This is a genomic window from Psychrobacter immobilis (assembly GCF_003148585.1).
Classification (GTDB): domain Bacteria; phylum Pseudomonadota; class Gammaproteobacteria; order Pseudomonadales; family Moraxellaceae; genus Psychrobacter; species Psychrobacter immobilis.
On record NZ_QGGM01000001.1, the window covers coordinates 452179 to 467916 of the forward strand.

Consider the following 15738-nt stretch of genomic DNA (forward strand, 5'->3'; position numbering starts at 1 on the left):
GTTAGTTGTTAATTGGCCGTGATCACAGTATTAGCCACTGGCTGACCAGAAGCACTATCCTCTACGATATTAATGGCTATAGAATCACTGTCATTAATAATGCTGGCAACTGGTGGTCGGGTTTTATCAAACAATACTTGTTCGAACGCTGGCAAAGCAGTCTCCATCAGACTACCAATCACCATCTGCGGCTCTGATGGTTCAAAACCCATCGCACTCTCGCGCTCATTCACACGCAAACGGGCATCTTTAAAAGCAGATTCAAAACTGGTATTGCCACGCAGGCTTTCAGCAAAAAACGCTTGCCCAAAATAGGTCATCTCAGCTGTGTTGGTGCAGCCAAACGATGCTTTGTCAGCGGCTGATGCAGTAATCACTACCGTAGTCGGTGATGCCAATTCATCGATAAATGAGCCTGAATAGCAAGCAGATACCACAATCACCCGCCAGCGAATACCTGAAGCGTCTAGCGCCTCCCGTAACCATGCGGCGTCTAGATTCTCCATTGCTAATGGTGGATTTGCTAATTGAATGATATTTTCGTTGCCGTGTGAAGACAAGGTTAGGAATAACACATCCTCATCGGCATTCATCTGCTGACCAATTTTCTTTAATCCGCGCAGAATACTGGTTTTGGTAGCGATTGGCTCATCAAGCCAACTATAAGTATTGTTGATCAACGAGAGTGAATGTCCACTAGTACCAAAACGCACATCGAACAGCTCACGCACTTTATTAATCTCAGAGCGAAAAACATCTTGACCAGAGAATCCTGCCACACCCATAAAATACCAGTCGGTCTTGCCCGAAGTGCTGGGATCGATACTGTTTAATGCTTGCTGTAACAAACGAGGCTGCTCGTATAATGCTGCTTCGGCTAAAACAGGCTCTACAGGAATCTGCTTAAATATAGGCTGGTCCGCGACATTACGCTGCCAAATCGTCAACAGTGCGACTGCACCTACCAATACAATGACCCGCTCCCACCACGGTATGCGTAGACGACGAGAAAAAATCCATAATAACGCCAACGTCTGCCATAAAAACAGCACCAAAAACAGTATGGGTAAAAGTGAATAGCTCCAATCTGGTAACCAACCATAACTGCCCAAAAACTGCACCAAACTTTGTAATAATGCAGATAAGGTATCAGCCACTAACCACAATACCACGGGCACAAACACCAACGTTTGATTGCCAGAACGCCGTGCCAAAATGATGCCACCCAATAAAATTATCATCGGCCAAATCAAGTAGCTGACCAACCCTTGCTCATTAAAGATACTGCCATTTTCCGCGGCTAACCAAGAAAACAGTACATTACTACCGAGTGCCAATAGTGCAAATACGGCAAACTGGATAAAGGTCGGTTTTACCCAAGAAAACGCGCGCGTCGACCCTACTAGCATCCACAAGGTTGCAATAATATTGGCAGCGAAATTGAGCGAAAAACGCTGAAGCGATACGGTTTTTAACGACGCAAGTGACAAAGACTTAAACCTCTAGCCAGTCGAGAAAAGAAAGTGAGTTGATGATGATTTTTGGTGTGCAGCTACCTACAAAATGTCATTAATTCACATTTTTTATATAGCATATGGACATCAATATTACATGCAATTCACAATGAGATAATTTTAAGAGACGAATAGCAAAGACTAAAAATATGACTAAACAGTTTAGCTCGCTAATATAACGCGATTGTAACGGATTGTCGGTCAAGAGGATAAGGCTGATTTGTAAAATTCGCTTAAATTTGGCTAAGAACATATAAAAAAGGAGGTCTTGAATCCAAGACCTCCTTTTTTCTCAAAAATGACTGTATCAAAGACTCACTACTATCTCATCAAAAGCTCATTCACACGTTTTAGATAAGCGGCTGGATCATCTAACTGACCGCCATCTGCTAACAATGCTTGGTCAAAAATTACTTGCGCCAATTTATCAAAATCGACGTCAGATTGCTCGCTAGTCTCTAACTTTTTAATCAATGGATGATCAGGGTTGACCTCTAACGTTGGCTTGCTTTCTGGTACATCTTGACCCATTTGCTTAAGCATCTGAATCATTTGTGGTGATAGCTCACCTTCCCCAACGACTAGGCAGGCTGGGCTATCAACCAAACGTGTTGAGACTTTCACATCTTTCGCACGCTCGCCCAATGCTGCTTTAAGTTTATCGACGACAGGCTTCATGGTTTCTTGTGCTTTTTCAGCTTCCGCTTTTTCGGCTTCGTCTTGCAAGTCGCCCAAATCAACGGCACCTTTAGCGATGTTTTGTAGCGGTGTCTCATCAAATGAAGTTAAGAAGTTCATTGCCCATTCATCGACACGGCTGGTCATCAAAATAACTTCGATGCCTTTCTTTTTAAACAGCTCTAATTGTGGGCTATTTTTAGCAGCCGCTAGATTGTCAGCCGTTAGATAATAAATGGCTTTTTGACCCTCTTTCATACGCGCTTTATAGTCTTCAAAGCTGGTGGTCACACTATCCTGAGTACTGGTTGCATAACGCAGCAATTTGGCAATACGTTCTTGATTGCCCATGTCTTCGCCAACGCCTTCTTTGATAACATCACCAAATTCAGCGTAGAACTGCGCGAATTTTTCTTGCTTATCACTGTCTTCACTATTGGCTAGACTGGCGAGCAACGTCAAAATACGGCGGGCGTTACCATCGCGGATCGATTTTACATCACGTGACTCTTGTAATAGCTCGCGGCTGACGTTCAATGGCAAGTCTGCTGAATCAATCACACCTTTCACAAAGCGTAGGTACATTGGCAGTAACTGTTCAGCTTCATCCATAATAAAGACGCGCTTCACGTATAGCTTTAGGCCATGCTGCTGGTCACGAGTATATAAATCGACAGGGGCTTTTTTCGGAATATATAGCAGCTGAGTATACTGCACACGGCCTTCAACACGATTGTGCGTCCATGCTAGTGGCGCGTCCATGTCATAGGTAATATTTTTATAAAAATCGACATACTCATCATCTTCAATCTCAGATGCCGTACGTGTCCATAGAGCGCTGGCTTTGTTGATAGTTTCCCATTCGTCGGTCAATACCATCTCGCCGCTGGTTGGAGCGCTGTTTTCTTCAGAATCGTCGCCCTCTTCTTTGACATCTTCTTGCCAAACTTCTTTACGCATCTGAATCGGTAAGCTGATATGGTCTGAGTATTTATTGACCAAGCGCTTAATTTTGCCACGGTCTAAATAGCTGTCTTCACCCTCAGAATACTGCTCTTTTAAATGCAAAGTAATGGCGGTGCCACGAGTTTCTTTCGTGATAGGCTCAACGGTAAAGCTACCTGTACCGTCTGATACCCAGCGCACGCCTTGATCCGCAGGCTCACCCGCTTTGCGTGTTTCGACGCTAATCGTGTCAGCAACGATAAAACCTGAATAAAAACCAACCCCAAACTGACCAATTAATTGACCATCTTGCTTTTGTGATTCAGACAGCTTGTCTAAAAATGCTTTAGTACCGGACTTGGCAATCGTACCCAAGTTTTCGATGGCATCTGCTTCATTCATGCCAATACCGTTGTCGGTAAAGGTGATGGTTTTGGCATCTTCATCGACAGCAATGCGAATTTTTAGCTCGCCATCGTCTTCATAAAGACTGTCATCATTGGTCGCCTCAAAGCGCAATTTATCACAAGCATCAGAGGCGTTTGAAACCAGCTCACGCACAAAGATATCAGAATTAGAGTAAAGCGAATGGGTAACTAGATGCAGCAGTTGCGCTACTTCCGCCTCAAAGGTATGTTTTTTTAATTCTGGGCTGCTTTTATTAACATTGATGCTATCAACCTTTTGGTTATCAACTGGGGTCTGTTCACTCATAAAAAACTCCTTTAATTTATGTCAAAAACGTATCATAAAATAGCAATCATTTGACTGTCTCTACTCAGCTACAAATTAAGCAGTTCAATTTCGAATATCGCTAAGCTGTTTATACTAATAGGGGCGCAGCAGAAAATTTCAAGCTAAAAAGCACAATTCAACAAAAACACCGCCCTAGTTTCCTAAGGCGGTGTCGTTATATCGATAATAGGTTTAGCAAGTATATTCAGCAAATAGATTTAGTAATACGTTTTTAGATAGACCTATCAACTATAAGCAGCTAGGCAAATGCAGCGCTGGATCTGACTCACGAGCATTCATCGCATCTTCAACCGTTAAGCCTAGTGCTTTGGCAACGCCTGCGCCATAAGCAGCATCACACCAGTTACAGTTGCGAATATGGCGATACTGAATAAAGTCCGGCACACCAGCCATATTATTCGCTGTGTTTTCAAATAGCACTTGTTGTTGCTCAGCACTCATCAAATTAAACAATGCGCGAGGTTGGCTAAAATAATCGCTATCATCTTCACGGAAGTCATAATGCGCCGCATAGCCGTCAATTTTTAATGGTGGCTCAGCATAATCAGGCTGCTCTTGCCACTGGCTAAAGCTGTTTGGCTCATAATGCGGGCGACTGCCATAGTTATCATCGACACGGCCTTGACCATCACGATGATTGCTCATCACAGGGCAGCGCGGCTTATTTACCGGAATCTGTTGATGATTGACACCGACACGATAACGCTGAGCATCAGCATAGTTAACCAAGCGGTTTTGTAGCATTTTATCCGGTGAAACGCTGATACCCGGTACTAAATTACTTGGGGCAAATGCGGCTTGTTCCACATCGACAAAGTAATTGTCAGAGTTTTTGTTTAATTCAAACTCACCCACTTCAATCAGCGGATAATCCCCTTTTGGCCATACTTTGGTCAAGTCAAACGGATGATAAGGAACGGTATCCGCCTCAGCTTCTGGCATGATTTGCACATACATTTTCCATTTTGGGAAATCGCCATTTTCGATGGCATCGTACAAATCTTTTTGATGACTCTCACGATCAGAACCAACCACCTCTGCCGCTTCTGCGTCGGTTAAGTTCTTAATGCCTTGTTGCGTGCGGAAATGGAATTTGACCCAAAAACGTTCTTTGGCTTCGTTCCAAAAACTATACGTGTGCGAGCCAAAACCATGCATATTTCTGTACGAGGCTGGCAGACCGCGATCACTCATAACGATAGTAACTTGATGTAAGGCTTCAGGTAATAAAGTCCAAAAGTCCCAGTTGTTGGTCGCCGAACGCATATTGGTACGTGGATCACGTTTGACGGCTTTGTTTAGGTCTGGGAATTTGCGCGGATCACGTAAGAAGAACACAGGTGTATTATTACCCACCATATCCCAGTTACCTTCTTCGGTGTAGAATTTCAAAGCAAATCCGCGAATGTCACGCTCGGCATCAGCTGCGCCGCGCTCACCTGCGACGGTACTAAAGCGCGCAAACATCTCAGTCTGTTTACCCACTTCGCTAAAAATATCCGCACGGGTATATTTAGTGATGTCATTGGTCACGGTAAAAGTACCAAATGCGCCAGAGCCTTTGGCGTGCATACGGCGCTCTGGAATCACTTCACGGACGAAATTTCCTAACTTTTCATTGAGCCAAACATCTTGCGCCAATAATGGGCCGCGTTTGCCTGCAGTCATGCTGTTTTGATTATCTGCCACTGGTGCGCCATTGCCCATGGTCAATTGGGTCGGTGCATAAGGACATTTTTTATCGCTCATATCATTGTTCATATCGTTGCTCATAGTCATACTCCTGTGAATAGCAAATGGATTAAAGTACAAAATCTATTCTGAATACGCTTCTATTAATAGTTCCAGAATAGTTGTCAGCTTGTTCGAAAAACGGTTTGTTTTTTTCATAGTAATGTCTAATGACAGTCATGTTCTGTGGTTAGATACTATTACAACCCATTACCATTGATTTGTATAATTAATTAATTACATGCTTTCGTTTTGTTTTTCAGAACCACTTAACTTGTTTTTTACTCACCCAAATACTTTACTCCTTAGGATGGTTGTTATTAACAACGATAAATATTAACAGTGCAACTACTCTCTATCAGCCTTGCTATCACTTTTTTAAAGCGAATTGACCATATTAAATAGAGCTTAATTAAATACCACAGAGCAATTAACGCGGCATCGGACGAATCGTCAATATTTGCTCACTACGACCAAAAGGGCCATGAACGTCATGTAACACAGCGCTCGTTAAACCAATGCCATCATTGCCATACTGCTGCACCGCTTCGATGCCAAGCCAGCGACCTTGCGGCGCGCGATGCATATGAATTTGCAAATCCGTATTGGGAAACATCCATTCTAATTCTGACAAGCCAAGCCCAAGCCGAGGCACAACGCCATTGGCCGTATCGACCATGCCCAATAGATGCACCAAGTCATCAGTTGGCTTGCCCTCGATCATATCCACATCATTAGTAATCCAGACCATACCGCGTCCTGGGCGACGCTGCGTATCATCAGCGACCAAGCGCACACTTTCAATAAACCCGCCCGGCCAGCCTTTCATGTCTTCCCAAATGGGCAACTCTTCGGGCTTATGTACCGCTTTTTGGTCTTCAATGCCTGCAATCTCGCTGGTATCTTGGGTCATTAGACGCCATGCCCGCGCAATAATTGCATCACGACCGCGACTGCTCATCACTGCTTCAATAAGCTCAATAGTCTTGCCTGGACGAATACAACGCGTGGTAATGGTAAAGTCATCCAGTGGAATCAATCCTAAGATATCTAGGCTAATGCGAGCGATACGCATGTTTTCTTGCGGCACATAACCGTTGAGCTCAGCCGTGAGCAACCCTGTCGCTGGTGCCATATGCTGTTCATGCTCATTCCAAGCCCCTTGGGCATGTTTGGTTGGCTGATAATGTGCGACGTTGACGCCGTCTTCTCGCTGTTCGCGTTTGATAAAATTATAATAAGCTGACATGACTGTCCTATGATTTATTTAATAAGCTCTTGTTGTTTTAATTTAAGAACCTGTCGACTCTTAATGACAAAAAATAACGCAACGACCATCGCGGCAATTAATACGCCATAAAAAACATTCTTTTCTCGCATAAAATGCAGAATATTACTGCCTAACACGAATCCCACCACCACGATGACAAACAAATTCACTTTCAATTGTTTGTTAACCTCACCGAGAGTGGCTTCTGCCAATACAAATCCTTTTTTTTGCTTTTTCATTTTGCGTTACCTACTATACGTTACCTATTAGATGTCTTGTACAAAGCCTTATCTATTTACCCACTTGGGTGACTGGGATACGCAAGGCTTTAGGCAGACTGAAAGTGACATTTTCTTCGATGCCTGATAGCTCACTCGGTAAATCACCACCCCAATCTTGCAACTGCTGTAGCACTTCTTGAATCAGTACTTCGGGTGCTGATGCGCCAGCGGTGACGCCGATACTCTGCACACCATCTAACCAGCTTTTATCCATCTCACTGGCATTGTCGATTAAATACGCACGGCAATTCATCCGCTCAGCCAGCTCACGCAGACGATTAGAGTTTGATGAATTGGGCGAGCCAACCACCAAGACCACCTCACAGCGACTGGCTAAGTCTTTTACCGCATCTTGGCGGTTTTGCGTGGCATAACAGATATCGTCTTTGCGCGGACCTTGAATACTAGGGAATTTTTCACGCAGTGCATCGATAACGCGCGCGGTGTCATCCATAGATAAGGTCGTTTGGGTAACAAATGCCAAACGTTCGGCATTTTGTACGCTCAATGCTGCCACATCGGCTTCGTTTTCAACCAAATGAATGTGACCGCCGTGGCGACGGTTAAAGCGCCCCATCGTGCCTTCCACTTCGGGATGTCCCGCATGTCCAATCAATACCGCATCCATACCCTCTTGCGCAAATTTAGCGACTTCGATATGTACTTTAGTGACCAGCGGACAAGTAGCATCAAATACCGTCAAATCACGGCGCTCAGCCTCATCTTCAACAGCTTTTGATACGCCATGAGCAGAAAAAATAACGATAGAGCCATCTGGCACTTCATGAAGTTCTTCCACAAAGACCGCACCGCGATTGGCCAAATCAGAGACGACAAATTTATTATGTACCACCTCGTGACGTACATAAATGGGCGGTTCAAAACGTGTCAATGCTTCGTTCACAATCGCAATCGCGCGATCCACACCAGCACAAAATCCACGTGGATTGGCAAGATAAATTTGCATAAGAGGGCCTATCATTAGATAATTTATTATTAAAGCTTAAATACACAACATTACTGTCAAAAGCTTTAATTCAAAAATTGGGATGAATTCATTACGCTACTTTAGCATAATTTACTTTTATTGCCTTTGAAAATAGCACGGTACTAGAGGCTGTTTTAACTAGAAGCACACACATATTCATACGTTCAAAGTATTTATCCATAGTGGCAGCGTTAACTGCACTTAATGCACTAAAAATGTGATTTATAATAAGTTGCCCTATGCCATCTTTAGATCGCTTCGATGATAACGACTGGTCAAAGGCGGCTTTAATTAAAATAAAAGCCACAAAAGCAGTTTATAATAGTGCATCGATGACAATGTCTATCGCCATACATGATGGCGATTTTTCTTTTTACCAGTTTTGAATTGTTTACTAAAACAGCTTTGGCTTTTTTATTCGCACAGATTTGACTAGCACACACTCCATTAGGACAAATTGTATGACAGGTTCATTATTTATTATTACCGCCGCCTCAGGTACGGGCAAAACCTCACTGGTAAAGCAGCTACTTGCCACGACTAATGACTTAACCGTCAGCGTATCACACACCACGCGCACGCCGCGTCCCGGCGAGATTGATGGTCATCATTATCATTTTACCGATGTCGAAAACTTTGTAACTGCCATCGGTGAAAACAAGTTTTTAGAACATGCTGAGGTCTTTGGTAATTACTATGGCACCTCGGAGCAAAGCGTGCGGACGCAGTTAGAAGCAGGCGTCGATGTTATTTTAGAGATTGATTGGCAGGGCGCACTACAAGTCAAAAAAATCTTTACTGACGCCATTATGATTTTCATTTTACCGCCAAGCATTGCCACTTTACGTCAGCGCTTATCGACGCGTGGGCAAGATACTATGGAGGTAATAGAGCAACGCCTAGCCGGCGCAGTGACTGAGATGGCGCAATATGTCCATTTTGATTTTGTGATTATTAATGACAATTTTGAGGTCGCTTTGACTGAGCTAAAAGCCATTATCGTGGCGGACAGGCAGACGCTTAAGCGTCAACAGCAGCGGTATCATCGCACCATCAGCAATTTACTTAGCAATAAAGTAGAAGAGTAAAGCAAGAACGAAATACTACTGTCAACTCAGTCGATGAGCGCTTATTAATAGATACGTTAATAGACACGCAAAAAGCAACTACGCGGCTGGGCAAAAAATGCTATAATGTCTCGCTATCCCCCTTTATATTTTGATATTATTTTTATTGAGTGGCGGGCAAGCTCCGTGACTAATAAAAACAACCGAGGTAGCTACATATGGCACGAGTGACGATTGAAGATTGTTTGGATAATGTTGATAATCGCTTTGAACTGATTTTAGTGGCAAGCAAACGCGCACGTCAATTGGCTAAAGGTATCGCTGAACCATTGGTTGATGTGGATAATGACAAGCCTACGGTATTGGCATTGCGTGAAATCGCTGCTGGTAAAATCACTCGCGATATCCTAAATCAGCCAGAGCACAACTTTGCCACCAGTTCATTAGATTTGGCACTGTCAGGCGATCATGGTTTTTAAGACACTGTATTATTAAGATACAGCATTGAAGATTTGTCTTATAAAAACTATAAAGCTAACCACTGCCTTATAAGACAAATACACACAGTGATGACATATTGACGAGAGACCACAGCATAGGCTGTGGTTTTTTGGTTGTAATAGCTGGTTGCTGTGATATTGCTTTGACTGTTTTAGTCACCATTTATACCTGAAAACCTACCATTGAGTTAGAATTTCTAAATTTTTATAGCACCTGTTCGCTTAGCAGTTGACATTGAATGCGATTTACGATTAATTAGAGGATGGTCTACCTATTTTTATCTTTTTTCTCGAGATTTTTTATATTTATAGTATTCCAGCATTCATTCAGTCACCATTTACCCGATAGACAGTCAGGCAAACAGGTAATGGAAAATAGGATCGTTACTTTATGAGTCAAACCTTACCCAAACTCAGCCATCATTTAGTCGATGAGGCTCAATATAATTTACTGCGCTCAGTAGGTTACCTCACTGCTGCTGAACGCCGTGATATTATTGATGCCTGTGAGTTCGGTGATATTGCGCACATCAAAGATAAGCGTAAATCAGGAGAGCCTTATATCACCCACCCGATTGCGGTGGCCGAGATACTGGCAGGTTTTCGTTTGGATCGAGATACGATTATTGCAGCGATTTTGCATGATACGGTCGAAGACACCGAGGTGAGTGATGAGCAGATTGAGCAGCGCTATGGAAAAATAGTGGCGAGACTCGTCGATGGTGTGACTAAGCTAAAATCATCCTCACACAATAAACAGCAAAACAAAGCAGCTACCTTTCATAAAATTTTGACAGCCACCCTTGCTGACCCACGCGTATTGATTATTAAACTTGCTGACCGCTTACATAATATGTCGACACTAGATGCGGTACGCCCCGAAAAACAACGCACTACAGCACAAGAAACGTTGGATTTTTATGTGCCGTTTGCGCGGCTAATGGGTCTTAATGATATTGCCGATTATATCGAAGTGCTCTGTTATCGTAATCTTGATTCTGATATGTACAACAAACTGTCTGACAAGCTACTACAGCACGGGCTTGGGCGTAACTTTCAAAGAGAGGCCATCCATCGCTATTTAAGTATTGTCCTCAATAATTTGGGGTTGAATGGTCTGGTCAAAGTTTTAGACAATCGCGTGGTCATCTACCGTCAGTTTTTCCGCAATCGCGGTGAAATCAATGCTCTACTCCGTCATTATGCCTTTGAGATTGTCCTCGATAATGTCGAAGCCTGTGACAAGCTGGCCTATTACTTAATTAAAAAATACCAGATTGATGACTCTCATATCGCTGATAATATTCGTCGTCCGCTACCGGGTGGCAATCAGTCGCTCACGCTTATCTATGAGCGCGATAACGATGTCGTCAAAGTGACGATTTTGACCAAGCAAATGCAAAGCGCAGCGCGGCTTGGTGTTATCGGTGCAGAGCATGCCTCAGACGTTAGCCAATCGGTTATCCAAGCCTCATTACGCAATATGAAAGATTTGGTCGATGAAGACAGCTTAGATGAAAATAGCCCAGACTTTTCAGCGGCAGTCTCTACTATTAATGAGCTGATGGATTACCTACACTCCAGTAAAATCATCTGCTACAGTCCAAAGGGTCGCGCTTATGAGCTACCACAAGGCGCAACCGCACTAGACTTTGCTTACGCTGTCGGACCGATGGTCGGCAATGTAGCCGTTGGCGCCAATATCGATGGCAAAAAAGCCAAACTTGGCACAGTCGTTAAGAATGGGCAGCTGGTTGAAATAGAAGTCAATAGCCACTCAGAACCAAAAGCAGAATGGCTAGGATTTGTCGTGACCAATAAAGCGCGTGAAGAGATTTTGCGTTGGTTTAAAGACTTGTCTCCTGCTGATAAGCAACACCATGGTCAACAAGCCTTAGATCGGGCGCTAAAAACCTATCAAAAAAGTCTCGATGACTTAACCGATAGTGATTGGAAAAACCTCACTGAATGGCGTGGCTTGACCGAAAAATCCGAACTATTCGAGCAAATAAGCTCTGGTACGTTATTACCACAGCTGGTGGTAACTCGCTTGTTTAGCGATGAAGTCAATGATTTACAAGCACAAGAACACAGCGATGATATGACCCAACCACAGCAGCTGATAGTCAATGCGTCTGGGGTTGAGCTTGATTTTGCCAATTGTTGTCATCCTATTTATGGTGATCCTATCGTCGGTCACTTGTCCCGTCATGGTCTGGTTGTTCATCGACACAAGTGCTTTTCACTTGACGATATTCGTAAAGACAATCCTTATCAGGTTATACAACTGCGCTGGCGTAATGACAAGGCCGTAAAACAAGGTGACGCTGGCGAACATGACATAAAAAATACCGGAAAGATTCGCTTTCCAGCCTATTTAAAACTATCTATTGCCCTCAGCGACGAACAAATTACTGAAGTAATCTATCATTTACGCCAATTAAATATCGGGGTAGAAAAAGTAGACGTGCGCAGTAGTGACACCATCATCCATATCATCGTTCGCAGTCGCAATCATCTAGCTCAAGGCATTCGCGAGCTACGCTCCTTGCTAGGTTTCCCTAATATCATTAGGCTGTATCAGCTGTAGTGCTGGTAACAAGGTGTAGTGCGTATGGTGTAGTGCGCGTGATACATTGCCACCAACACCCACTCAATAGAACATTGAATAATGGATTTAGAAAATTTTAGAAAGACCTGAAATAATGATAAACTGTGTTTTTTGATTTTTAACAAATAAACATAGAGCGTGTCATCATTTGCACGGTGAAAACCAAAATGTAAATGATGAATAATGCGCCCTTACCTACTAAACCAGAAAAAGATAAAAAGGATATAATATGACTCGTCAAACCATTCAAACTGATAAAGCCCCTGCTGCCGTTGGTACTTATTCACAAGCCGTCAAAGTTGGTCACACCGTCTATATTTCAGGACAGTTGGGTTTTGACCCTGATACCATGGAATTAAAAGAAGGTTTTAAAGCACAGGCTGAGCAAGTGTTCGAAAACATCAAAGCCATCTGTGAAGCGGCTGGTGGCAGCTTAAATGACGTGGTTAAATTTAACGTGTCATTAACAGATTTGAGTGATTTTGCTGTTTTAAACGAAGTATTCGTTGCCAATTTGAGCGAGCCATATCCTGCTCGTGCAGCTGTCCAAGTAGCGGCGTTACCTAAAGGCGGTGTGGTCGAGATTGAGTCAATTTTATATATTGAGTAACTTAAGCCATATCATCATGTAAATGGTAAGGCTTAATACATAGACGTACTTAATTCTCAAGTCGTTACGTCAAAAAAGCCACTGCTAAAAGGTAAGGCCAGAGTAAGCCCAAATAGCACTATTTGGGCTTACTGCTATTATTCTTATCAATATTACAACCCAGTTATCCAAAAGCTGGTTATCTAAAGTCCATTTACCTGAAACTGGGAACGCATTTTATGTTGGTACAAGTTGCTCTACCCGTGCCCCTTTATCGGGTATTTGACTATAGCGTACCAGCAGATACCAACGCCTTCTCAAGCCCTTCTTTACCTCATATTGGCTGCCGTGTCGAAGTATCCTTTGGTCGTCAAACTTTAATCGGTATCGTCGTCGCTCATATTCCAGAAGCAAATAGCAGCGTGCCACTTAATAAGCTAAAACCTATCAATAAATGCTTAGATGCTGAGCCTATTTTAGAGACCAGTATGCTAAAGCTGGCACATTGGCTAGCGCGTTATTACCACTACCCGTTTGGTGACGTTTTAGCAGTCATGCTGCCAACTCTCGTTCGTCAAGGTAAGCCGCTGGATTTACTGATTACCCATTGGCGAATTTTGCCACAGGTAAGCGATGCTGACTTTCGTGCCAATGCCAAAAAACAGAAGCAGCAGTTTGATATGCTTAAGTTGCATGGCGAGCGCGGCGCGAGTGAAGATGTTTTATTACTAGAGGGCATGGAGAGGAGTTTTTTAAAGGCGCTCGAAGACAAAGGTTTAATCGAGCGCTATATTCAGACCAAACAAGCACCTGCGCCTGTTAAATTAGCAAAAATGCCCCTTGATCTCAATGACGAGCAACAACTCGCCGTTACCGCCATTATTGCGGCTCATGAAGCCAATCGCTACACGGGATTTTTATTAAATGGCATCACTGGTAGTGGCAAGACAGAAGTCTATCTGCAAGCGATGCAAGCCGTATTGGAAGCTGGCAAGCAGGTATTGATTTTGGTACCAGAGATTGGATTGACACCACAAACGCGCGCGCGTTTCGCCAGTCGCTTTGCCGCTCATATTGTCTTATTGCATTCCGGCATGAACAATACTCATCGCTTACAAGGCTGGCAAGACTGCCGTACTGGTCATGCTCAAATCATTATTGGGACACGCTCAGCGGTGCTATATCCTTTTGCAGATTTGGGCTTAATTGTCGTTGATGAAGCGCATGATGGTTCTTATAAGCAGCAAGATACCTTGCGCTATCATGCCGCTGACGTCGCGCTGTATCGTGGACTACAAGCCAATATCCCTGTCGTATTGGGTACGGCGACGCCATCTCTTGAGCATCTAAAACTGGTCGATGACGGTAAGCTGGTGGAGTGCCAACTGCAAACTCGTCCCGGTAATGCGAAGCTTGCGACCATGCAGCTGATTGATGCGCGCCTGCAAAGTACTCATCAGCAAACGACGGACGACGGCGCGCGCTATGATACTGGGCTGACCGATGCGCTTATTGGGGCAATACGGCAAACGCTAGAAGCGGGCGATCAAGTATTAATATTTTTAAACCGTCGCGGCTATGCACCAGTTTTGCTATGCGAAGCTTGCGGTTGGCAGGCAGATTGTCCACGCTGCGACGCGCATCTAACCGTTCATTATAACAGCCAGTCCCAACACAACGCTTATAGTAGCTCCTATCTAAAATGCCACCACTGCGACTGGCAAGCTTATATTCCAAAAGTTTGCCCTGATTGTGGCAGTCAAAATTTGGATGCCAAAGGGATGGGCACGACAAGGCTCAGCGAAAACCTGCATGCGATTTTTGCCAATCCGCAAACCAGCAAAGAGCTTTACCCCATTATCCAAATCGATCGCGATACCACCAGACGTAAAGACAGTTGGGAGAATATCTATCAGCGTATCAATCAAGGCAATCCTGCCATCTTGGTTGGCACGCAGATGGTCGCCAAAGGTCATCATTTCCCCAATGTTACGCTTGTCTGCTTGCCAAACGCCGATCGTGGTTTTTTATCCGCCGACTTTCGCTCGCCGGAACATACCGCGCAATTAATGATTCAAGTAGCAGGACGTGCCGGTCGCGGTGATAAATCTGGTCGTGTACTCATTCAAACGCTGCAACCAGATAATGAATTACTATTAAAACTGGTCAAAGATGGTTATTTGTCTTTTGCTCGCGAGCTATTGCAAGAGCGTAAAATGATGGGTTTACCGCCGCATAGTCATGCTGTCCTGATACGCTGTGAAGGTAAAACCCTTGCTGCCACGAGCCAAGCCCTTAAAGATGCGATTGCCATTCTGCCAAATGGACATAATCTCGCCGTACTAGGACCTATCGATGCACCAATGAGCAAAAAGAATAGCCGTTACCACGTACAACTGCTACTTTTAGGCAAAAATCGACAACAATTACACCATGTATTAAACCAATGGTGGCAGCCCGTATTGACCTTGCCAAGTGCCAAGTACCTTAAACTCACTTTGGATATCGACCCTGTTGGTTGGTAGCCGCCAATTACTAACCATCACTTTTTAACTCAGATTATTCTGTCCGCTACTAGGCCGTGTCCCTATTTAGAGGATAATCGATTGAACTGAGGATACGCCCTCAAGAACGTTATTCTAAATAGTAACCAATGGTTTACTGCCTAGATACAGCAAGCATTTATTAAATATGCTAAATTCTTTATATCTGGCTAGGGCGTGTCATCAATTAGCACAGTTGTTTTAGAATAAGCTATAGTAACTCTATATTTACTCATATGAGCTTAATCATCATGACAAGACGACA

The 15738-nt window shown here is 43.7% G+C and carries 11 protein-coding genes; 5 read left to right on the forward strand and 6 right to left on the reverse strand.

Annotated elements, in window-relative coordinates; translation table 11 throughout:
• Positions 1–8: 8 nt before the first annotated feature.
• The 6 genes from C8D84_RS01995 to ispH form a co-directional block, all read right to left on the reverse strand.
• Entirely contained in the window at positions 9–1490 is a 1482-nt protein-coding gene (locus C8D84_RS01995) for a C13 family peptidase (protein WP_109589598.1), read from the reverse strand.
• Between the two features lie 345 nt (positions 1491–1835).
• A complete protein-coding gene (gene htpG, locus C8D84_RS02000; protein ID WP_228244409.1) occupies positions 1836–3851 on the reverse strand; it encodes a molecular chaperone HtpG in 2016 nt (671 codons plus the stop codon).
• A gap of 270 nt (positions 3852–4121) precedes the next feature.
• A complete protein-coding gene (locus C8D84_RS02005) occupies positions 4122–5654 on the reverse strand; it encodes a catalase (protein WP_280513819.1) in 1533 nt (510 codons plus the stop codon).
• Positions 5655–6054: 400 nt separating this feature from the next.
• A complete protein-coding gene (locus C8D84_RS02010; RefSeq protein ID WP_109589602.1) occupies positions 6055–6873 on the reverse strand; it encodes a thioesterase family protein in 819 nt (272 codons plus the stop codon).
• 14 nt (positions 6874–6887) lie between these two features.
• Positions 6888–7133, reverse strand: coding sequence for a hypothetical protein (locus C8D84_RS02015; RefSeq protein ID WP_055124696.1), 246 nt, complete (start codon positions 7131–7133; stop codon positions 6888–6890).
• Between the two features lie 52 nt (positions 7134–7185).
• Positions 7186–8142, reverse strand: coding sequence for a 4-hydroxy-3-methylbut-2-enyl diphosphate reductase (ispH, locus tag C8D84_RS02020; protein ID WP_045444223.1), 957 nt, complete (start codon positions 8140–8142; stop codon positions 7186–7188).
• A gap of 482 nt (positions 8143–8624) precedes the next feature.
• On the opposite strand from ispH, the gene gmk reads away from it, so the two are divergent.
• The 5 genes from gmk to C8D84_RS02045 all read left to right on the forward strand — a co-directional run bounded on the left by gmk (position 8625) and on the right by C8D84_RS02045 (position 15455).
• Positions 8625–9251 carry a guanylate kinase gene (gene gmk, locus C8D84_RS02025; RefSeq protein ID WP_045454143.1) on the forward strand — a complete coding sequence of 209 codons (627 nt, stop codon included), beginning with the start codon at positions 8625–8627 and terminating at the stop codon, positions 9249–9251.
• A gap of 197 nt (positions 9252–9448) precedes the next feature.
• Positions 9449–9709 carry a DNA-directed RNA polymerase subunit omega gene (gene rpoZ / locus C8D84_RS02030; RefSeq protein WP_045444217.1) on the forward strand — a complete coding sequence of 87 codons (261 nt, stop codon included), beginning with the start codon at positions 9449–9451 and terminating at the stop codon, positions 9707–9709.
• 412 nt (positions 9710–10121) lie between these two features.
• Positions 10122–12320, forward strand: a complete 2199-nt coding sequence (locus tag C8D84_RS02035; protein WP_045444214.1) for a RelA/SpoT family protein — start codon at positions 10122–10124, stop codon at positions 12318–12320.
• A gap of 250 nt (positions 12321–12570) precedes the next feature.
• The gene (locus tag C8D84_RS02040) at positions 12571–12951 is read left to right on the forward strand and encodes a RidA family protein (protein WP_109589603.1); all 381 of its coding nucleotides are present in this window, start codon (positions 12571–12573) and stop codon (positions 12949–12951) included.
• Positions 12952–13169: 218 nt separating this feature from the next.
• The gene (locus C8D84_RS02045; RefSeq protein ID WP_211181217.1) at positions 13170–15455 is read left to right on the forward strand and encodes a primosomal protein N'; all 2286 of its coding nucleotides are present in this window, start codon (positions 13170–13172) and stop codon (positions 15453–15455) included.
• The last annotated feature ends 283 nt before the right edge of the window (positions 15456–15738 follow it).